The 18,873-nt window shown below is 56.2% G+C and carries 19 protein-coding genes and 1 tRNA gene; 12 read left to right on the top strand and 8 right to left on the bottom strand.

Annotation, left to right across the window (positions count from 1 at the left end; all coding sequences use genetic code 11):
- Position 1 precedes the first annotated feature (1 nt).
- The 8 genes from K7J14_RS06435 to K7J14_RS06400 all read left to right on the top strand — a co-directional run bounded on the left by K7J14_RS06435 (position 2) and on the right by K7J14_RS06400 (position 7,481).
- Positions 2-2,131 carry a chemotaxis protein CheA gene (locus K7J14_RS06435; RefSeq protein WP_230754511.1) on the top strand — a complete coding sequence of 710 codons (2,130 nt, stop codon included), beginning with the start codon at positions 2-4 and terminating at the stop codon, positions 2,129-2,131.
- The gene (locus tag K7J14_RS06430) at positions 2,124-2,945 is read left to right on the top strand and encodes a CheR family methyltransferase (RefSeq protein ID WP_230754509.1); all 822 of its coding nucleotides are present in this window, start codon (positions 2,124-2,126) and stop codon (positions 2,943-2,945) included. The genes K7J14_RS06435 and K7J14_RS06430 overlap by 8 nt, the downstream gene beginning before the upstream one ends.
- 6 nt (positions 2,946-2,951) lie before the next feature.
- The gene (locus K7J14_RS06425) at positions 2,952-4,016 is read left to right on the top strand and encodes a protein-glutamate methylesterase/protein-glutamine glutaminase (RefSeq protein WP_230754507.1); all 1,065 of its coding nucleotides are present in this window, start codon (positions 2,952-2,954) and stop codon (positions 4,014-4,016) included.
- A gap of 107 nt (positions 4,017-4,123) precedes the next feature.
- Positions 4,124-4,489: a response regulator gene (locus K7J14_RS06420; RefSeq protein WP_230754505.1), complete on the top strand. Its 366-nt coding sequence runs from the start codon at positions 4,124-4,126 to the stop codon at positions 4,487-4,489.
- Positions 4,486-5,070, top strand: coding sequence for a chemotaxis protein CheD (locus K7J14_RS06415; RefSeq protein WP_230754503.1), 585 nt, complete (start codon positions 4,486-4,488; stop codon positions 5,068-5,070). Before K7J14_RS06420 ends, K7J14_RS06415 begins: the two co-directional genes overlap by 4 nt.
- Before the next feature lie 65 nt (positions 5,071-5,135).
- Positions 5,136-5,405 (top strand): ACT domain-containing protein, encoded by a 270-nt coding sequence (locus K7J14_RS06410; RefSeq protein WP_230754501.1) that lies wholly within the window; start codon positions 5,136-5,138, stop codon positions 5,403-5,405.
- Positions 5,406-5,420: 15 nt separating this feature from the next.
- Positions 5,421-6,782: a PFL family protein gene (locus tag K7J14_RS06405; RefSeq protein ID WP_230754499.1), complete on the top strand. Its 1,362-nt coding sequence runs from the start codon at positions 5,421-5,423 to the stop codon at positions 6,780-6,782.
- A 51-nt stretch (positions 6,783-6,833) separates the two neighbouring features.
- A complete protein-coding gene (locus tag K7J14_RS06400; RefSeq protein WP_230754497.1) occupies positions 6,834-7,481 on the top strand; it encodes a tetratricopeptide repeat protein in 648 nt (215 codons plus the stop codon).
- Here K7J14_RS06400 and K7J14_RS06395 read toward each other — a convergent pair.
- Positions 7,450-8,514 carry a Gx transporter family protein gene (locus K7J14_RS06395; RefSeq protein WP_230754495.1) on the bottom strand — a complete coding sequence of 355 codons (1,065 nt, stop codon included), beginning with the start codon at positions 8,512-8,514 and terminating at the stop codon, positions 7,450-7,452. The two genes, K7J14_RS06400 and K7J14_RS06395, sit on opposite strands and share 32 nt — an antisense overlap.
- Before the next feature lie 118 nt (positions 8,515-8,632).
- Positions 8,633-9,184 (bottom strand): FKBP-type peptidyl-prolyl cis-trans isomerase, encoded by a 552-nt coding sequence (locus tag K7J14_RS06390; RefSeq protein WP_230754491.1) that lies wholly within the window; start codon positions 9,182-9,184, stop codon positions 8,633-8,635.
- A gap of 144 nt (positions 9,185-9,328) precedes the next feature.
- Here K7J14_RS06390 and K7J14_RS06385 point away from each other — a divergent pair, with 144 nt between their 5' ends.
- On the top strand, positions 9,329-9,610 hold the full coding sequence (locus K7J14_RS06385) for a hypothetical protein (protein ID WP_230754490.1): 282 nt from the start codon (positions 9,329-9,331) through the stop codon (positions 9,608-9,610).
- A 56-nt stretch (positions 9,611-9,666) separates the two neighbouring features.
- Here the strand turns inward: K7J14_RS06385 and K7J14_RS06380 are convergent, their stop codons facing one another.
- Positions 9,667-11,472: a YgiQ family radical SAM protein gene (locus K7J14_RS06380; RefSeq protein WP_230754488.1), complete on the bottom strand. Its 1,806-nt coding sequence runs from the start codon at positions 11,470-11,472 to the stop codon at positions 9,667-9,669.
- A 6-nt stretch (positions 11,473-11,478) separates the two neighbouring features.
- Positions 11,479-11,703: a NifU family protein gene (locus K7J14_RS06375; protein WP_230754486.1), complete on the bottom strand. Its 225-nt coding sequence runs from the start codon at positions 11,701-11,703 to the stop codon at positions 11,479-11,481.
- 167 nt (positions 11,704-11,870) lie between these two features.
- Here K7J14_RS06375 and K7J14_RS06370 point away from each other — a divergent pair, with 167 nt between their 5' ends.
- Positions 11,871-13,247, top strand: a complete 1,377-nt coding sequence (locus K7J14_RS06370; RefSeq protein WP_230754484.1) for an ATP-dependent 6-phosphofructokinase — start codon at positions 11,871-11,873, stop codon at positions 13,245-13,247.
- Between the two features lie 23 nt (positions 13,248-13,270).
- Here K7J14_RS06370 and K7J14_RS06365 read toward each other — a convergent pair whose 3' ends face one another.
- Entirely contained in the window at positions 13,271-13,804 is a 534-nt protein-coding gene (locus K7J14_RS06365; RefSeq protein WP_230754479.1) for an META domain-containing protein, read from the bottom strand.
- An 87-nt stretch (positions 13,805-13,891) separates the two neighbouring features.
- Here K7J14_RS06365 and K7J14_RS06360 point away from each other — a divergent pair.
- Positions 13,892-13,964 (top strand) — tRNA-Ala (locus K7J14_RS06360).
- Between the two features lie 295 nt (positions 13,965-14,259).
- Positions 14,260-15,342, top strand: a complete 1,083-nt coding sequence (locus K7J14_RS06355) for a Fic family protein (protein ID WP_230754476.1) — start codon at positions 14,260-14,262, stop codon at positions 15,340-15,342.
- 30 nt (positions 15,343-15,372) lie between these two features.
- Here K7J14_RS06355 and K7J14_RS06350 read toward each other — a convergent pair whose 3' ends face one another.
- From K7J14_RS06350 to K7J14_RS06340, 3 genes are all read right to left on the bottom strand, one after another.
- A complete protein-coding gene (locus K7J14_RS06350) occupies positions 15,373-16,995 on the bottom strand; it encodes a methyl-accepting chemotaxis protein (protein WP_230754474.1) in 1,623 nt (540 codons plus the stop codon).
- Positions 16,996-17,228: 233 nt separating this feature from the next.
- Positions 17,229-17,948 (bottom strand): YoaK family protein, encoded by a 720-nt coding sequence (locus tag K7J14_RS06345; protein WP_230754472.1) that lies wholly within the window; start codon positions 17,946-17,948, stop codon positions 17,229-17,231.
- A gap of 12 nt (positions 17,949-17,960) precedes the next feature.
- Entirely contained in the window at positions 17,961-18,821 is an 861-nt protein-coding gene (locus K7J14_RS06340) for an SDR family NAD(P)-dependent oxidoreductase (RefSeq protein ID WP_230754470.1), read from the bottom strand.
- Between the last annotated feature and the right edge of the window lie 52 nt (positions 18,822-18,873).

Raw genomic sequence — 18,873 nt, 5'->3', positions numbered from 1 at the left:
TATGAAAAACGACAAGTTCATCGAAACCTTTAAAGAGGAGGCTCTGGAGCTTCTCGGAACTCTTGAAACCACGCTGCTCGAGCTGGAAGAGAATCCCGAGGACAAGGAGCTTATATCGGCCGTTTTCCGGGTCATGCACACCATCAAGGGTTCCGCCGCCATGTTCGGCCTTGATAAAATTTCGTCGTTCGCGCACGAGGTGGAGTCGATATTGACCGCGCTGCGCGAGGGCCGCATCTCGGTGACTACCGACCTCATCGGCAATACGCTTACCGCCCGGGATCATATCTTGGAGATGCTCGAAGATTTTTCCGATGCTTCCGATCCCCTGAGCGAAAACCTTTCGGCCTTTTTAGAGGCTTTCCGGGTAGCGACAGGCTTTGCCGCGTCCGTGCGGAAAGACGCCGCGGACGAAGTATCCTCTGTTTCCTCCGCGGCCGATTCCCATGCCGGATCAGGTAGAAAAGCAAAGGACGAGGAACTGAAAACCTGGCATATTCTATTCCGCCCCGGCGCGGATTTCTTTCGGCGCGGCGCAAGCCCCCTCTCCATTCTTTCTGAAATCCGCGGGCTGGGCGAAACAGTCTGCATACCCTTCTTCGACCGCGTTCCCGCTGCCGCCGACTTCGATCCTGAAGACTGCGCGACCGGATGGGATATCTATGTATCAACCGGCGCCTCGGAAAACCAGATACGGGATATTTTCATCTTTGTCGAGGATTTTTCCGAAGTGAAAATCGAATGCCTTGAAAATCTGATAGAAGAGAATATTCCGGCGGACAAAAAGCTGGGCGAGATTCTCGTGGACAGCGGGAAGCTGGACGCGCAGGTGTTGTCGAGAATTCTCGGGCGGCAAAAGCGCATCGGCGAAATTCTTGTGGAGGAACATCTTGTATCCCAAACAGATTTGAAGGCGGCTCTTGAAGCGCAGAAGCAGATTCAAAAGGTTCAGAAGACCAAGGCGCTCGCCGCGGATATGAGCACCATCCGCGTGAAATCGGAGAAGCTCGATCAGCTCATGTCCTTGGTCGGAGAACTCGTCACCGTCCATGCCAGAATCCAGCAGACGAGCCGAACCTTCGCGGAGAACGACGAGCTCGTTTCAATAGTCGAACAATTCGGGCGGCTTACCGACGAGCTCCGTAACAACACGATGAGCATCCGCATGGTTCCGATCGGCACGACTTTTTCGAGCTTCAAGCGGCTTGTCCGGGACCTGTCGACCGAGCTGGGGAAATCCGTCGAGCTTGAAACCGAAGGCGGCGAAACCGAGCTTGATAAAACGGTCATCGAAAAGCTCAACGATCCGCTTATCCACATCATCCGCAACTCTTTGGACCACGGAATCGAAAGCCCGGAAGTGCGCGCCGAGCGCGGAAAGCCCGCCGCCGGAACCATACGTCTTTCCGCGACTCAAACCGGAGCCTCCGTTCACGTCACCATCGAGGACGACGGAAACGGCTTGAACAAGGCTGCCATTCTCAAAAAGGCAGTCGGCAAAGGCCTGATCGCTCCCGATTCGCAGATAAGCGACGAAGAAATATACCGCCTTATCTTCGCTCCCGGGTTCTCCACAAAGGAGCAGGTTACCGCCGTTTCCGGCCGCGGAGTCGGAATGGACGTGGTGAATCGCCAGATGGAGCTCATCAACGGAAGCATCGCGATAGAAAGCCGTGAGGCTAAGGGCACCCGCATCATTCTGAAAATACCGCTCACTCTCGCGATCATCGACGGCCTCCTCGTGCGCATCGGCGAAGAGTTCTTCATCATCCCGCTCGCCGTCGTAGTCGGCTGCCTCGAGTTCATACAGAAGAACCAGAAGAACGACAACAACGTGGTCATCTTCCACGACAAGCAGCTTCCCTTCGTGAATATGCGCGATTTCTTCGCGATTCCCGGAACAAGAAACGATATCGAACAGATCGTCGTGGTGAACATTAAAAACACCCACGTCGGAATATTGGTTGATCAGGTTATCGGCGGAAACCAGACCGTCATCAAACCCTTGGGCAAGCTCTATAAGCGGGCCGTCGGAGTCTCCAGCGGCAGCATTCTCGGGGACGGCTCTGTGGCTCTGATTCTGGATGTCGAACAAATCGTCGACGCCAGCGAAAAGGCGGAAAATGACTGAGGCATCGTTTAACCGTTTTCGTACCTTCATCGAGGGAAACCTCGGCATAAAAATGCCTCCCTCGAAGATGATCATGCTCGAAACCCGCCTTGGAAAGCGTCTGCGCGCGCTGCGTCTCGACGACTATGAGCAGTATTGCGACTACGTGTTCAGCGACGAAGGCTTCGCGCAGGAGATTCAGCAGCTCATCGACGTGGTCACCACGAACGAGACCGATTTTTTCCGCGAGAGCCATCATTTCGATTTGATGACTTCCAGGGTACTGCCGTCCCTTGTACAGGAAAACGGCATCAAGAATCTCAATGTCTGGTCGGTAGCCGCGTCGACCGGCCAGGAATCCTATACGCTCGCCATGGTGATAGAAGAATTCGCCCGGGCAAAAGCGATTCCCCTGGAGTACAAAATTCTGGGGACCGACATTTCGGAAAAGGTGCTGAAGATCGCTACAACCGGGATATATACGCTGCATCAGGCTTCGAAGATTCCGGACTCGCTGAAGCGGCGGTATTGCATGAAAAGCAAAAACCCGGAGCAGAAGACTCTTCGGATGACTCCCGAGATCCGGCAAAAGGTGCTGTTCCGTCAATTGAATTTGATGGACGATTCATATCCGATCCGCAAGCAGTATCATATAGTATTTTGCCGGAACGTATTCATTTATTTCGACCGCCCGACGCAGAAACAGGTTCTTCAGCGAATCTACTCGCATATCGCCCCGGGAGGATATCTGTTCATGGGGCATTCGGAAAACATCGGGTCTGTTGATTTGGCTCTGCGAAGCATATCCACGGCGGCATACCGTAAAGAGGAGTAACCGAACATGATCAATGTGATGATTGTCGACGATTCGGCCGTCGTACGCCAGACATTGTCCGAAGTGCTCTCCAACGAATCCGATATTTCGGTTCTCGCGACGGCCTCGGATCCCTACGACGCCGTTGAGAAGCTGAAGCACAAGATTCCCGACGTGATTATTCTCGATATCGAGATGCCGAAGATGGACGGCCTGACCTTCCTCAAGAAGATTATGAGCCAGCATCCTATTCCGGTGATTATTTGTTCGAGCAAGGCCGAGGAGGGATCCCAGAACGTATTTCAGGCGATGCAGTTCGGGGCCGTCGATATTATTCAGAAACCGAAGATCGGCACGAAGGAATTTCTGGAAGAATCCCGCGTAATGATAACCGACGCCGTCAGGGCGGCGCATTTGACGCGTGTAAAGAAAATAAGCTCTTCTGTGCCTGCGGTCGCGCCGAAGCTCACTGCCGACGTAATCCTTCCGATGGGGTCGCCGAACGTGTCGATCGAAACGACCGAAAGCGTCATCGTCGTCGGCGCGTCTACCGGCGGAACGGAGGCGTTGCGGGTGTTCCTGGAACAGCTTCCGATAGACTGTCCCGGCGTGGTGATCGTTCAGCATATGCCGGAGCATTTCACCGCGGCGTTCGCGTCGCGCCTGGACGGCATCTGCGCCGTCAATATAAAGGAAGCGGAAGACAACGATACCGTTCTGCGCGGCCGGGTTTTAATAGCGCCGGGCAACAAGCATTTGTTGCTGAAGCGTTCGGGCGCCAGGTACTACGTAGAGATTAAAAACGGTCCGCTGGTGTCGCGGCACAGGCCGTCCGTGGATGTTCTGTTCCGCTCGACCGCGCGGTACGCGGGAAAAAACGCGATCGGCGTCATAATGACCGGGATGGGCGACGACGGAGCCAAGGGCATGCTTGAGATGAAACAGGCCGGCGCCTTTAACTTCGCCCAGGATGAGCAATCCTGCGTGGTGTTCGGGATGCCCAAGGAAGCGATTAAAATCGGCGCCGTCGATAAAATCGCGACTTTGAACGATCTGGCGGACCTGGTCATTAAAAAGAGCAAGGCTCGCTGATGTTTTGGTTTGCAATCCGCCTGCGGTAATTGTAAAATAGAGTAAGCACGGGTTCGGCTCCGGCCGAAGCCTGTAGCTTTTACTGAGTTTTTTCGGGAGGCTGACATATGGGCGCTGCGATTCTTGTTGTCGATGATTCCGTATCTATCCGCCAAAGCGTGCGGTTTATTCTTGAACAGAGCGGATACACCGTTTTTGAAGCCGCAGACGGAGAAGAGGGCTTGAAAAGGCTTTCCGAGCAGAAGGTTCAGCTCGTTATAACCGACGTGAACATGCCCAATATGGACGGCTTGACCATGGTGAAAAAAATCCGGGAAACCGACGGGATAAAATTCGTGCCGATACTCGTTCTGACCACCGAATCGCAGGGTTCGGTCGTGGAGGAAGGAAAAAAGGCCGGAGCCACTGGTTGGATTGTGAAACCCTTTAATAACGAGAAACTGTTAGAGACCATCAAAAAAGTAATGCCTTGAGGTATAACGCCCAATTCGGGAAGCCTGAGAAGTATATCGGCCCCGGCGACTATTTCGCATCCGCGGAAGATGTAATTATTTCTACGCTGCTGGGCTCCTGCATTTCGGTCGCCTTGTTCGACCGCACCGCGAAGGTAGGCGGACTTAACCATTTTATGCTTCCGTTTCCGAAAACGCGCGACGAAGAAGGCCTGTTCTCCCAGAGCTCGCGCTACGGCATCAACGCCATGGAGTTGCTAATAAACGAAATCCTGAAAAAGGGCGGAGTAAAGAAAAACCTTCACGCGAAGGTGTTCGGCGGCAGCTCGGTCATCGATTTCCGCAAGGAAGCGACGTACAATATCCCGAAAATGAATATCGAGTTTATTTTCGGATTTCTCGAGGCGGAGCATATCGTCGTGGATTCGTACAGCGTCGGCGGATCCCTCCCCCGGAAAATCGTCTTTTTTCCCCTGGAATCCAGGGTTCTCATGCGTTTTTCGCGTACGGAGTCCTCCGGCCTCGCGCATCGGGAAGATGTGTACTCCCAACGGCTCAGGGAGTCCGACGCCGGCGGCTCGGGCGGTCCGATTCTTTTCTGACGCGCCGAAACCCCGCTTGTCAGCGCTTTTCATAGCAGGTATGATACCGGCTTGCGAGGTTTTTCATGAATGCGATAATCACAGTTGTAGGAACCGATCAGGTGGGCATCATCGCCCGTCTCTCCTCCTGGCTTGCCGAACACGGCATCAATATAATCGACATCTCCCAAACGATTTTGTCGGGGAATTTCGTCATGATGATGATGGTGGATCTTTCCAAGGCTACCTGCGCGATTCAGGAAACGAAAGAATCCCTGACGCTTTTAGGCGCCGATTTAGGGGTGAGCATCAACATGATGCATGAGCAGGTTTTTACCGCCATGCACCGCATCTAAGACGAGGAGCCCCCGATGATGTTTTCTCCGGTAGAAATTCAAGAAACGGTAGACATGTTTATGCGCCACAAGCTCGACGTCCGCGCGATCACGATGGGAATCTCCCTCCGCGACTGCGCAGGACCTTCGGGCGAAGCTTCCCGCTCCCGCATCCGGGAAAAGCTCCTGCGGACCGCCGGACGGCTGGTGTCCGTTGGTCGGGAAATCGAGGCCGAGTTCGGCGTTCCCATCATCAACAAGCGCATTTCCGTGACTCCCATATCCCTTGTCGCTGAATCCTCCGACGAGACCGACTTTACTCCGTGGGCTAAAACCCTGGACGAGGTCGCCGTAGAGCTTGGCGTGGATTTCGTGGGCGGCTTTTCCGCCCTCGTTCAGAAGGGCATGACCTCCGGCGACAGGCGGCTCATCAATTCGATCCCCCGCGCTCTGGCTGAAACGAACCGGGTGTGCGCCTCCATCAATCTGGGAACCACCAAAAACGGCATCAACATGGACGCCGTCAAGCTCATGGGGCAGATTATCCGCGAAACCGCCGCCGCCACCAGCGACCGCGACGGACTGGGCTGCGCCAAACTCGTCGTGTTCTGCAACGCGCCCGAGGACAACCCCTTCATGGCGGGAGCCTTCCACGGAGTCGGCGAGGGCGAGACGGTGCTGTCCGTCGGCGTTTCCGGCCCCGGCGTCGTGAAAGCCGCCTGCGAGCAGTATCGGGGCCAACCGCTCGACGTGCTTGCCGACGGCATCAAGAAAACCGCGTTCAAGATCACGCGGATGGGCCTGCTCGTCGGCCAGGAAGCCGCGCGCCGGCTCGAGGTTCCCTTCGGCATTCTGGACCTGTCTTTGGCGCCGACTCCGGCCGTCGGCGATTCGGTCGCCAGGATTCTGGAGGAAATGGGCCTGGAGTCCGCGGGAGCCCCGGGAACGACGGCCGCCCTGGCGATGCTCACCGATATGGTGAAAAAAGGCGGCGTAATGGCGTCCACCAACGTGGGCGGGCTTTCAGGAGCCTTCATTCCCGTTTCCGAAGACGAGGGGATGGTCGCGGCGGTTCGCGCCGGTTCGATCAATCTGGAAAAACTGGAAGCGATGACCTGCGTCTGCTCGGTCGGGCTCGACATGATCGCTATTCCCGGAGATACGACTGCCGAGACGATTTCCGGCATCATTGCGGATGAGCTGGCCATCGGCATGGTGAACAATAAAACGACGGCCGTCCGCGTAATCCCCGTTCCGGGAAAGGCGGCGGGCGAGTGGGCGGAGTTCGGCGGGTTGCTCGGCGGAGCGCCCATCATGCCGGTGAATACCTTTTCCTGCGCGGATTTCATTAACCGCGGCGGACGGATTCCCGCCCCCATTCATAGTTTCCGCAACTGAGAACGGCCCTGCGCGGTTGAAAAATCGCGCGAAAAGGAAGATAGTAGAAGCATGAAAATACGTGTAATAATAGCCTGCATGGTTTTGATTTCCGGACTTGCCGGGGCTCAGGATAAGCCCGACGCCCTGAAACTCTACCGGAACGGCCGCGATCTCGACGCGATCGGAAGAACCGAAGACGCCCGAGCGATGTATCAACAGTCTATCGATGTGTGCATGCTCGATTTATCCGCCAATCCCAAGAACATGGACGCATATACCGTTCGGGGCTGGGCTTTGATACGGCTGGAAAAATATCAGGAAACAGTGGATGTCTGCCTCGAGGCGTTGAAAATCAGCTCGGACTACCGGATCGTCGAAACCCTCGGCGAAGCCTACTTTTATCAGGGCAACTACAAAGATTCGCTGAAGAACATGGAAAAATACATCGATGCAGCTCCGAGAGGCGAACGCATCAGCACCGCGTATTTTTTCGTCGGCGAGATTTACCGCATAACCAAACAGATGAACAGGGCGGAGATCGCGTACTCGGCGGCTGTGTACCTTGAGCCTTCGATTTCGCTGTGGTGGTTCCGGCTGGGAGGCGTGCGGGAAAGCGTAGGGGATAAGCAGTGGGCAATCGAGGCCTATCAGCGCGCGCTCAAGCTGAGGCCCGACTACAAACCCGCTAGCGAGGCTCTGTCTCGTCTCCGAGCATAATTCTGTCTATGCTCGCGATCGGCTCTTTCGGATCGAACCGGCTCTTTCGGGCTGTCAGATAGCCGAGAATGGACAACACCCGGGCGATCAATTCTCCCGGTTTTCCCGGCAGGCGAAAGCCGCTCTTCATCATCCATCGAGAAATGAACAACATGCCCTCCACCGTGAGGGCTTTTTGAATTCCGGAGAGAAGGGCTCCTTCCGTAATCGGCAATCCGAAAGGCTGATAAAGAACCTTGCCGAACGGCGTTAACAGATTAAAGCCGATAATGCCGGCAGTCATTACGAGCGCGGGAACCGAGCTGATCTTGCCTCCGTCGCATATCAGAAGAACGGCCGCCGCCGCGACTACAGCTCCCTGAATCGCGGGATTATCAGAAAAGAGCAGTACGCCTAAAAACGCAAAACCTGCGGCTGCCCGAAAAGCAGGCGCGTTGAAGAACCCCTGCTTACGCGCGGCTGGGCCAGTTTGAGCGCCGCTGTCCGGGTCGAAGGCGTCTTTTGGCAGAGATCCAGTCCCTGAGCGAAGACCCTCGAGCCACTGCGATCGGCTCGCGAAGCGGTTCGCGAAAAGACCCAGAAGGAGTCCGCTGACCGCGCCGACGGCCAGAAAGGGCGGCGCGATATACCACGCGCTCGGACCGAAGATATACCAGCGCGCCATGCCGAGCTGAGCCGCGTTCGAGGCGAAGGCTCCGGCGACGCTGATGCCGGCGTAGGAAATACGGCGTTTTCCCGGAAGAGCGAGCAGGTACATGAGAAGGGCGGAGCTCAGTGTTCCTGCGGCCGAAAAGAGAAAAATATAGGAGAAAAGAGTCCCCCCGATCAGGCCCTGGGCAAGGATCTTTACAAGCACAAGCACCGCGAAGGCCGGCAAGGGAAGTATTTCCGTTGCGAGCATGATGGGCAAATTCGCGAGGCCGAGCCTGAGGAAGGGAAGCGGCTTCGGGATGAGGTATTCAACTGCAGAGAGGAAAAAGCAGAGAGCGCCGAACCATGCGGTCGCGATCTCCGTGCGGGAGGATCGAATCATTATTAGAGGCAACCTTGAAAAGCCTCTGTATCGAGGCCGTTAGCGCTTTTAAAAAAAAGACCTGCCGCCCGGAACGGCGCATCGCGTCTAGCTTCCGGAGGCAGGTCCTTGCCGACGTTTAGTGGCCGCAGCCGCAACCGCCGGATCCGCAACCGCAGCCCTCTTCGCCGCAGTCGTCTCCGCAATCATCGCCGCATCCGCAGCCGCAACCCTGATCCAGGCCGTTAGCCTTTTCGTCGTCGGTTGCTTCGCGAACGGAAAGAACCTTAACGTCGAAGTGCAGGGTTTCTCCCGCGAGGGGATGGTTAGCGTCGACGGTGATTTTGTCTCCGTCGATCGCGGTCACCGTAACGATGCGCGAGCCGTCGGGGCCGCCCGCTTCGAACTGCATGCCTTCCGTGATCTCGACATCGTCCGGGAACTGGGAGCGTTCAACCTGAACGACCAGATCGTCCGCGCGTTCGCCGTAAGCGTCCGCAGGGGCTACTGTGGCCTTGAGGCTGTCTCCCGCCTTTTTCCCTTCGAGCTGGCGCTCGAGTCCGGGAATGAGGTTGTTGTGTCCATGAAGATATTCAAGAGGGCCCATGCCCTCTGATGAGTCAAGAACCTCGTTTTCTGCGTCTGTCAGGGTGTATTCGATGCTGACGACGCTGTCTTTGGAAATAGTCATAATGCTTCCTTCTAAGAGAGTTACTGTGAAAATAACACAATCCGGTGCCGCCGGCAAGCGAAGGCCGGCCGGGAAAGGTAAAAATAAGATGGACAAACGGTATTGCGCACGCTATACTCACTTGCAAAGGAGCTGTGGATATTTATGGATAATAAATCTGTTATGTCTTTGTTTTTTGTATTGATCCTCATTTTCATATTCTCGTTCACTCTTTCCCTCGACGCCATCGCCAACAACAACGCCATGTACGGCGTTTACGCGCTCGTCGGGTTCATCATTCTGGTGGGTCTTTCACTTTTCGAGAGCGTGCAATTGAGCAAAGACGGCGTCACAGTCGCCTATTGGTTTAAAGCCCTGAGCACTATTTCCCTGGTCATTCTGGTGTGGTACTGCACCCGCGCCGGAGTTCTGTTCGGCTGGTGGTAAAAACGCTCCGGTTTCACCGTAGTGTCGAATCAAAGGGCGCCTGAGGGCGCCTTTTTTTATTTTTTGCGGGTTCGTACGGGAGCTTTTCCGAGCAGGACGGGCAGCAGGTCTTCCCTGTTCAGCTTTTGGAGCGCTTCTATTACCAGTTTCCGGTTTTCCGGCTTGTTGAACTGGAGGAGGGCCCGCTGCAGCGCCCTCTCATGGGCCCCGCGGGCTACCGGAACTTCTTTTCCTGTTTCCGGGTCCAATCCTGTCCAGTACATGCAGGTCGCAAGCGTTCCCGGCGTCGGATAAAAATCCTGCACCTGGTCGGGAACGAAGCCGGTTTTTTTAAGGGCGAGGGCAGTGTGCAAAGCGTCGGCCAAATCGGCTCCCGGATGGCTTGCGATGTAGTAGGGAATGAGATATTGCTTTTTCCCCAGGTCTGCATTTATTTCCTGAAAGGCTTTTTCAAATTCCTTCCACACTCCGTGGCTCGATTTTCTCATGCAGGAGAGAACGGCATCGGACGTATGTTCGGGCGCCACCTTCAGCTGGCCTGAGACGTGATGCTCGCACAGCTCCCGCAAGAATGTTTTGTCGGGATCTTTCATTACGTAATCGAAACGGATTCCGGAGCGGACAAAAACCTTTTTTATGTTCGGCAGCGCCCGCAATCGGCGCAAGAGCCGAACGTAATCCGAGTGGTCCGCCTTGAGCGCGGGGCAGGGTTCGGTTCCCAGGCACTGCCTGTCGGGGCAGGCTCCGGCAGTTTTCTGCTTTTCGCAGGCCGGAACGCGGAAATTGGCGCTTGGACCGCCCACGTCGTGGATGTAGCCCTTGAAATCGCTGCGCTTGCTGAGCAAGACGGCCTCCCTTTCCAGGGATTCATGGCTGCGCGTTTGAATGAGCCGTCCCTGATGAAAGGTGATCGCGCAAAAGGCGCATGCGCCGAAGCAGCCCCTGCAGCTGGTGAGCGAAAACTGTACTTCCTCGAGGGCGGGAATGCCGCCGGCCGCGTCGTAGTCCGGATGCCAGGTTCTGGCGTAGGGCAGCTCCATGACCCGGTCGAACTCGGCGGTTTCCAGGGGGAAGCAGGGCTTCTCCTGTACAACGAATCTGGCTTCGCTCTGCTCGACGAGAACCGAGCCGGAAAACGGATCGGTGTTTCGCTCCTGGATGAGGTAGTGTTCGCAAAAGGCTTCTTTCGATGCTTTGATTTCTTCGAACGAGGGAAGTTTGACGCCGTCGCGGGGCACTTCATCTTCCCTGCCGGTGCGCCAGCAAGTTCCCCGTATTCCCCGAAGCGGTTCGCCTCTGGAGAGTTTATCCGCTATCTCGAGGATGGGCGTTTCCCCCATGCCGTACACGAGCAGGTCGGCCTTGCTGTCCAGAAGGACGGAGCGGCGTACGGTATTCGACCAGTAGTCGTAATGCGCCATGCGCCTCAGGGACGCTTCTATCCCGCCGATGATAATCGGAACGCCCTTCGAGATTTCGCGGATTTTGGATACGTAGGTTATGATCGCCCGGTCGGGACGAAAGCCGATCTTGCCGCCGGGCGAATAGGAGTCGCCCGATCTGGGTTTATTGTTCGCGGTGTAGCGGGCTACCATGGAATCCATGGCTCCCGCGCTCACCAGCCAGGCCAGCCGGGGCTGTCCGAGGCGGGCGAGCCCGTACTGGTTCCGGGAATCGTTGCAGTCGGGTTGGGCGATGATTCCGACCTTCCAGCCCTGAGCCTCCAGCAGCCGCCCGAGAAGAGCCGCCGCGAAGGCCGGGTGGTCTACATACGCGTCGCCGGAAACGATGATGAAGTCGCACTCCGGCCAGTTGCGAGCCTGCAAATCCGCACGGTTTACCGGTAGAAAAGCTGTATTCACGGAGGCTTACGCCTGGAGAACCTCGGTAACTCCGGGAACTGTCTTCTTCAAGTGCGCTTCCACGCCCATCTTGAGGGTCATGGTGGCCATGGGGCACGAACCGCACGCGCCGGTCAGGGTGACCAGCACTTTTCCGTCGTCCGAAACGGAAATGAACTCGATGTCTCCGCCGTCGGCCTGGAGCTGGGGACGAATATCTTCAAGGGCCTTTTTAACCGCTTCTTCCATCATATAAAAACCCTCCAACAGGTATTGATTCAGGCAAAAGATACCAGCGATAGGACTGCAGGGTCAAGTTCTTCTATTGTTTCAACCTTTGTAAAAGAATATACTGGAAGAGGCGAGCAAACCTCCGGAACGCCGGACAGGCTTCGCTTGACCTTTCAGAGGAGTGTAAAATGTCGGATGCCCCATACGATTTTACGATTGAGACTCTCGGCCCGTGCAAGGTAAAGTCTCCGATCCAGTTGTCGAATGTCGAAGGCGACTTTATCGCGAACTACGTAAGCGACGACGATTACGTGCGATATCGGCTCGATGCCTACATCGATCAGGTCGTCGGCCCCTGCAAACAGTCCGAGCTCTTGGAAAAAGCCGGCCCGAGGGAAAATATCTTCTTTAATCCAAGCCATGTCCATGCCGCCATCGTAACCTGCGGAGGCCTGTGTCCCGGTCTTAACGACGTGATCAGAGCCCTCGTCAGATGCCTCTGGCATCGGTACGGCGTGCGCCGGATCACCGGAATCCGCTTCGGCTTCAAAGGCCTTTTGCCGGAATACGGTTTTGAGACGCTTCCCCTTACTCCCGAGCTTGTGGACGATTGCCACAAAACCGGCGGTTCGATATTGGGCACTTCGCGCGGCGGCGGCGACCGGGTCGTCGAAATCGCCGACGCTATCGAAAAGCTCAATCTCAATATGGTGTTCATCATCGGAGGCGACGGCACCCAGCGCGGGTCTCTCGAGATCGCCGAGGAAATCGAGAAGCGCGGGCTGAAGATATCCGTCGTGGGCATTCCGAAGACCGTCGATAACGACCTTTCCTTCATCCAAAAATCCTTCGGTTTCGACACCGCCGTCGTAAAGGCCGCGGAATCAGTAGCGGCGGCTCACATGGAGGCGCATTCCCAGATCAACGGCATCGGATTGGTGAAGCTGATGGGCCGGGAGTCTGGCTTTATCGCTACTCATACCGCCATCGCGAGCCACGAGGCGAATTTCGTTCTCATCCCCGAAGTGCCGTTCGAACTCGACGGACCCAAGGGATTCCTGCATTATCTGGAAGATCGGCTCAGAAAGCGGCATCACGCAGTCATAGTCGTCGCCGAAGGCGCCGGCCAGGATCTCCTCGAGGGAGAAGGCGGCACGGACGACTCTGGAAACAAGAAGCTGGCTGATATCGGAGTCTTTTTACGAGACAAAATGGCGGCCTACTTCAAATCGATCGGAATGCACATCAATCTAAAATACATCGATCCGAGCTATCAGATCCGCTCTGCGCCTGCGGCTCCCATCGACTCGATCTACTGCGAGCGTTTGGGAAACAACGCGGTCCATGCCGCGATGTGCGGAAAAACCAAGCTGATAATCGGCCTTGTGCATAACAAGTTCGTGCATCTCCCGATCAAGGTTGTCACGCACAAGCGAAACTACGTCGATCCGGAAGGTTCGCTGTGGAGGGATTGCCTGGACGCGACCAGCCAGCCGATCCTGATGGTGAACGACAAGGAAGCGTTTTTGCGGAACAGTCTGAACCGGAGCAAGGCCAAGAAATAACGGTGAAGCGGGATGGTTCAGCCTTAAAAGGCCGAGTCGCCCCGATGTATCCATTTGAGAAGGACTGTGTCCGATTCCCCCCGGAATTGGACGGAGTCCTTTCCTGTTTTAAAGGCGCGTATTTCCTGCAGATGCCGGAGAAATCGGGTTTCGAAGGCGGCCGCTATTTCGTTCGGCGCCGCCATCCGGGTTGTTTTGGCGATTTTGAAGGTAATCAGGCCGCTTTCCGCCGATTTTGAAGACGAATGCCAGGTTCCGGAAAACAGGTTTGTTCCGGTAGAGCCTTCCATCGTGCCGTCCGGGTGCAGCAGCATACGCGCGTCCGAGCCGTGGCCCGGCTCAAGCGGTATGAATCCGGCGTCGAGCAGGATGCCGCCGAGAAGCCATGTTTTTCCCGATAGCGCTGTGATGCTTTCCTTCGAGCTTTTTGCCGGTTTATCGGCGCGCGCGGCCGCGGGTTTTTCCGGCGATTTATTCGAAGGAAGCTGCGCGCACGAGAAGAAGAGCGCGAGCGACAGCGGAATAATGCAGAGGGCGGGACGAAGGCGGATGTTCATGCTTCATATAATAACAGCGTTTTATGCCCTATGCAAAATATCCCACTTGATTTTCTCAATTCTTTCAGATAGTATTTGAACAACAGCGGGGAATTAGCTCAGTTGGTAGAGCGATTGGTTCGCAATCAATAGGTCACCGGTTCGAATCCGGTATTCTCCAGTTAAAATAAAAAAGCCGTCCACAAGGACGGCTTTTTTTATTTTAACGATAAGGAGAATAGGGGATTCGAAGGGCTGAACGACTCCTTGCCGCGAGCTGATGCAGCGGCGACCCGGAAGCCGCATTCCCCCGAAGAACAGCCGCAGTCGTACAAGAACGCTTTCATTTTCTGGTGGCTGCCTTTGTGGTCAAGAAGGTTTAATGAAATAAGTCATGGGTAAAAAATCGACATTTTGACCCACGTGTGCTATGATGCGGGTATATTTTCTGGTTTTTTACCCACGAGGAAACTAATATGGGAAGACTGAACGCGTCATTTTTTCCGGAAAGGCTCGAACAAGTCGGCGATATCGAAACCAAGGCGGTTCTCAAGAAACTGGCGACGGCTCACCAAGCCCTTGCCGAACTGAAGGCAACCGCAGAATCGATGCCCAATCAAGATATTCTTATCAACACGTTATCTCTGCAAGAAGCGAAGGATAGTTCGGCAATAGAAAACATCATTACGACGCAAGACGATCTCTATCAGTCCGACAACTTTGAACACAAGTATCAAACCATAGCCGCAAAGGAAGTCCACGCCTACGCACACGCCTTGCAAAGGACCTGCGATCGGGTTACAGCGACAGGGCTCATCACCTTGAGAGATATTCTCGAAGTCCAATCTATCATCGAGGAGAATCGAGCCGGGTTTCGTAAGCTACCGGGAACCGAACTCAAAAACGAGGCGACTGGTGCTACAGTGTACACGCCTCCTCAACACCCCGACGACATCCTCCTCCTCATGAGCAACCTCGAAGAGTTCCTTAATCGGAACGAACTCGCGGACTTTGACGCCCTGACCAAGATGGCGCTCATCCATCACCAGATCGAAAGCATCCATCCCTTTTACGACGGCAACGGACGCACCGGGCGGGTCCTCAACATCCTCTATCTTGTCAAAGAGGGTCTCCTGGGAAGCCCTATCCTCTATCTTTCACGCTACATCAATCAGTCGAAGGTCGAATACTATCGCCTTTTACAGGATGTCCGTGATACGCGAAACTGGGAGCCCTGGCTTCTTTACATGATAGGCGGCGTTGAACAAACATCGCGGCAGACAACTCTCTTGATTCACGGAATAAAAAAACTCATGCAGGACTACAAGCAAAAGCTCAAGACTGAACATCCAAAGATGTACAGCCACGAGCTGTTAAACAACCTGTTTCGGCATCCCTACACGAAGATCGACTACCTTGTTCGCGATTTAGGCGTTACCCGAAAAACAGCCTCAAAGTACCTCGATGATCTTGTAGAGATTGGACTTGTTTCAAAGCACAAGATTGGGAAGGAGAACTTCTACTTGAACGACTCGCTCTTCCAGCACTTGCAGGAATAACCTCAGCAGAGAGCCGCCTTTCGGCTGTCTTTAGATAGCCTTGATCGATTCGTCGAGGTCGTGGATGACTTCGTCGCTTTTTTTGCCGAGGGAGCGGACGTTTTCCGCGCGGGAGAGGATGTCGCGGAAGGACGCGGTGATGGAATCGAGGCGGGACAGGGCGCTCGCGCTTTTTTCGCGCAGGGATCCGACCGCTCCCGCGTTGTCCGCGATCATGGAGTTCATCTTCTTGATGGAATCCGACATGTCGCGCGAGGAGGCGACTACGTCCGAGACGGAACTGTTGATTTCCCCGGTTCCGTAGGCGAGTTCCTTCATTCCCGAGCTGATTTCGTCGAAGGCCGAGCGGGTCGCCGATATCGCATTCCCGATTTCCCTGAAGGCTTCTCCGATATGGCGGTTCGATTCTTCCGCGAGATTGATCTTGCCGAAGAAGGTTCTCAGTCCGTCTTCGATGGTTTTGCTGTTCGTCGCGGTTTCTTCCGCGAGGCGCCTGATTTCTTCGGCGACGACGGCGAAACCCTTGCCGCTTTCTCCCGCGTGGGCGGCTTCTATGGCGGCGTTCATCGCGAGCAGGTTCGTCTGGCTCGAGATGGCGCCGATGACGGCGACTACTTCCTGAAGGGCTTCGCTGCTTTCCGTGAGCGAGGCTATCGTATGAGCGGAGGTTTCCGCCGTTTCGATTCCGGCGGCGACCGATTTGGAGAGAAGCTCGATTCCCGTTCCGCTTTTTGAGGATACCGCCGAGATGTTTTCTATTGATGCGGTCATTTCAACGACGGCCGAGGAGGCCTGTTCCGTTATGGCGTGGTATCCCTGGGTGGAGCGCGACAGGGTTTCCGTGGAGGCGACGACTCCGGCGTTCGCGTCCGCGGTGCGCTCGGCGTCCGAGCGGAGGGAGAGCATTTCGTCACGGATGCCGGCTATTTCGCGTTCGATCAACTCGGCGGCCGTTTGCATGGCGCCCGATTCGGATACCAGGGTATGGCCTACGTGCACGCCGTCGTGGGCGATTTCCATGGCGGCGCGGATTCGCTCCAGCTTGCGCTGGGATTCGTCCGCTTCGCTGCGCATCTGGCTGATATATTTATCCACGATGTTGATCAGCGAGACCGAAACAATGCCGGTGGTCAGGAGTCCAAGCGAACTGTTTACGATGCCCGTGTGAATGCCGGTGCCGATTTCTCCCGGAACGCCGCGCACGAGGAACCAGGTAGCCCAGTTGGTCAGAAAGAAAAAGGCGGTAGTGCACACCGTTTGCCAGCGGTTTCCGAATACCGCGACGAATACGATGAGATAGGGCATGTAAAAGATGTAGGTGCTGAACGCCGTTTCCGGAGCTCCGGGCGAGTTCAGGAGCCTGAGAGCCGAGACCGCCAGAATGGTGGGCAGGGCGTACACCCAGACGGCGAGGGTCAAACGGCCTTTCCGGAGGGCGAAAAGGCTGAGGGTTACGAGCAGGATGATAAGCACCGCTCCGATGAAGCCCTTTCGGGCGATGTGCGGCGGGATGGGCATCGTGCTGTACAGGAGAATCAGCATAGCGAGCGCGGCGTACATGAAAAGGCTGTAATAGAAGAAAACGCGCGCCTTGCTTTTTTCGATGAAACTTTTGCCGGAAAACGAAGAGGTGAAGAAACTTTCCATACTCATTTTTGAACCCGCCTGTGCAGCTTTCGCTTGTGACGTTAAGTCTAATCGACCAGGCTTAAGGCTGTCAAACGGTGAAGCTTCACGCGGAAAGCGGAAGAAGGGGGAGGCCGCGACCCCGCAAGGGCCCGGAAGGGATAGTCCCGGCAGGGACGGTCCTTGCCGGGACCGAGGAGGCGCGGCCGGGGGGGAAGGCTGAGGCTGCCGCGAGGCAGTCTCTTCCCCCCGGCTTGGTATTATCGCGGTTCCGATTCTGTTTCCGCCGCGAGTTCGGCGAGGAGTTCGGCGCGGTGCGCGTGTTTGGAAACGGCGCGATAGACGAAGTAGGCGAGTGCCATGGAGAAGGTGACCGAGGCCGAGAGGAAGAGCGCATTCCGGCCCCAGAAGGGGTGGGCGAGGGCTGCGCACAAGCCGCCTGCAAGGAAGCCCGAAATGAGGGCCGCGAAGAGTTTTACCTTTTTTTTGGGAGGCTTGATGCCGGCCATGCGGTTGCCGATGAGGATGCCGAGGTCGGTGTAGATGCCGGTAAGATGGGTCGTCCGGACTACGGCGCCGGAGTAGGTGGTGGCCATCGCGTTTTGCAGGCCGCAGGCCGCGGAGAGGATGAGCTGGGCCGGCGCGGGGGCCGCTTCGTAGAGGCTCCAGGCGCAAACGATGAGCAGGGTTTCGACGAGGAGGCTGAAGCCGTATCGTCTGCCGAGTTTGAGGCTGGAGTCCCGGATGATGAAACCGCTCAGGACGGAGCCCCCGATGAAGGCCGCGATTAACAGAAAGAGGTGCGCCGCTTCGCTGATATTCGCGCGCGCGAGGTCGATCGCGCGGTTGGAGGAATTCCCGGTGAGGTGGGAAACCGGAACGGCGAGCGGGCCGAGAATCATGACGACGTTAATCGCGCCGCCCGCGAAGGCGAGCAGAAACGCGCCGATTCCTACCCAGGCCGGTAGTTTGGAGAGCATCGGTTTCTTCCTTTACGCCTTGGGGTTGGAGGGGCGCTTTTCGTGGATGAAAGACCAGCGGGCAAAAAAGTATCTTCCGACGAAGCGGCTCATGAAGGCTTTGAACTTCCATTTGGGCGCCATGATCGAGATTCGTTTGCCTTTGGCGCTTCGGCTGAGGCAGTGGGCGACTACCTTGCGGGGGTCTTTTCCGTCGACTACGGTTTTGCGCGCGCCGTTGGAGGCGACGCGGGCAAATTCGGTGTCCACCGGGCCGGGGCAGAGGGTGGAGACGAAGATTCCCCGGTCCGCTATTTCCGCGGCGAGCGCGATGCTGAAGCTGAGCACGTAGGCCTTCGTGGCGCCGTACACGGCGAAGTTTCCGAGCGGGATGAAGGAAGCGAGGCTGGCGACGTTGATAAGGAGGGAGCCTTCTCCCATATGCGGGATCGCGTAGTGGCAGATTCCGGTAAGGCTCACCGAGTTGAGCTCGACCATTTCGAGCTGGCGGTCTATGTCGGTGTCCATGAAGGCGCCGTAGGTGCCGTATCCCGCGTTGTTCACGAGGGCTTCGATGCGGAGTCCTTCCGGTCCCGCGGCTTCCGACTCAGACGCGAGCAGGCGGGCAAAGTCTTTGACTCCCCGGGTTCCCGCAAGATCGAGCGGGAAGGTTCGCGGCGCGGGCCGTTTTCCGGCGACCGCGGTTTTGCGCGCGTTCCGGGGGAGGATTTCGTCTGCGTGATCGGCGTTCAGTTCCTGCGCGACCTCCTGCAGGAGGTCGTTTCTGCGCGCGATGAGCCATATTTCATCGGCGTCTCTCGACGCTGAAAGCTGTTTTGCGAATTGGCGGCCGAGCCCCGAGCTCGCGCCGGTGACGATGAGTATGCGTTTCATGGCTGTCATTGTATCGCGCCCGCGAATGTCTGCCTATCATTTTGACAAAGCT

The organism is Teretinema zuelzerae (assembly GCF_021021555.1).
Classification (GTDB): Bacteria; Spirochaetota; Spirochaetia; order Treponematales; family Treponemataceae; genus Teretinema; species Teretinema zuelzerae.
The sequence above is the reverse complement of the archived record's forward strand: the minus strand, read 5'-3'. Positions and strand labels throughout refer to the sequence as shown.

Coding starts and splice junctions, on each gene's coding strand:
- K7J14_RS06430 (WP_230754509.1), top strand. CDS start 2,124: ATGACTGAGGCATCGTTTAACCGTTTTCGTACCTTCATCGAGGGAAAC.
- K7J14_RS06435 (WP_230754511.1), top strand. CDS start 2: ATGAAAAACGACAAGTTCATCGAAACCTTTAAAGAGGAGGCTCTGGAG.
- K7J14_RS06400 (WP_230754497.1), top strand. CDS start 6,834: ATGAAAATACGTGTAATAATAGCCTGCATGGTTTTGATTTCCGGACTT.
- K7J14_RS06420 (WP_230754505.1), top strand. CDS start 4,124: ATGGGCGCTGCGATTCTTGTTGTCGATGATTCCGTATCTATCCGCCAA.
- K7J14_RS06405 (WP_230754499.1), top strand. CDS start 5,421: ATGATGTTTTCTCCGGTAGAAATTCAAGAAACGGTAGACATGTTTATG.
- K7J14_RS06410 (WP_230754501.1), top strand. CDS start 5,136: ATGAATGCGATAATCACAGTTGTAGGAACCGATCAGGTGGGCATCATC.
- K7J14_RS06385 (WP_230754490.1), top strand. CDS start 9,329: ATGGATAATAAATCTGTTATGTCTTTGTTTTTTGTATTGATCCTCATT.
- K7J14_RS06350 (WP_230754474.1), bottom strand. CDS start 16,995: ATGAGTATGGAAAGTTTCTTCACCTCTTCGTTTTCCGGCAAAAGTTTC.
- K7J14_RS06340 (WP_230754470.1), bottom strand. CDS start 18,821: ATGAAACGCATACTCATCGTCACCGGCGCGAGCTCGGGGCTCGGCCGC.
- K7J14_RS06390 (WP_230754491.1), bottom strand. CDS start 9,184: ATGACTATTTCCAAAGACAGCGTCGTCAGCATCGAATACACCCTGACA.
- K7J14_RS06345 (WP_230754472.1), bottom strand. CDS start 17,948: ATGCTCTCCAAACTACCGGCCTGGGTAGGAATCGGCGCGTTTCTGCTC.
- K7J14_RS06365 (WP_230754479.1), bottom strand. CDS start 13,804: ATGAACATCCGCCTTCGTCCCGCCCTCTGCATTATTCCGCTGTCGCTC.
- K7J14_RS06355 (WP_230754476.1), top strand. CDS start 14,260: ATGGGAAGACTGAACGCGTCATTTTTTCCGGAAAGGCTCGAACAAGTC.
- K7J14_RS06370 (WP_230754484.1), top strand. CDS start 11,871: ATGTCGGATGCCCCATACGATTTTACGATTGAGACTCTCGGCCCGTGC.
- K7J14_RS06375 (WP_230754486.1), bottom strand. CDS start 11,703: ATGATGGAAGAAGCGGTTAAAAAGGCCCTTGAAGATATTCGTCCCCAG.
- K7J14_RS06395 (WP_230754495.1), bottom strand. CDS start 8,514: ATGATTCGATCCTCCCGCACGGAGATCGCGACCGCATGGTTCGGCGCT.
- K7J14_RS06425 (WP_230754507.1), top strand. CDS start 2,952: ATGATCAATGTGATGATTGTCGACGATTCGGCCGTCGTACGCCAGACA.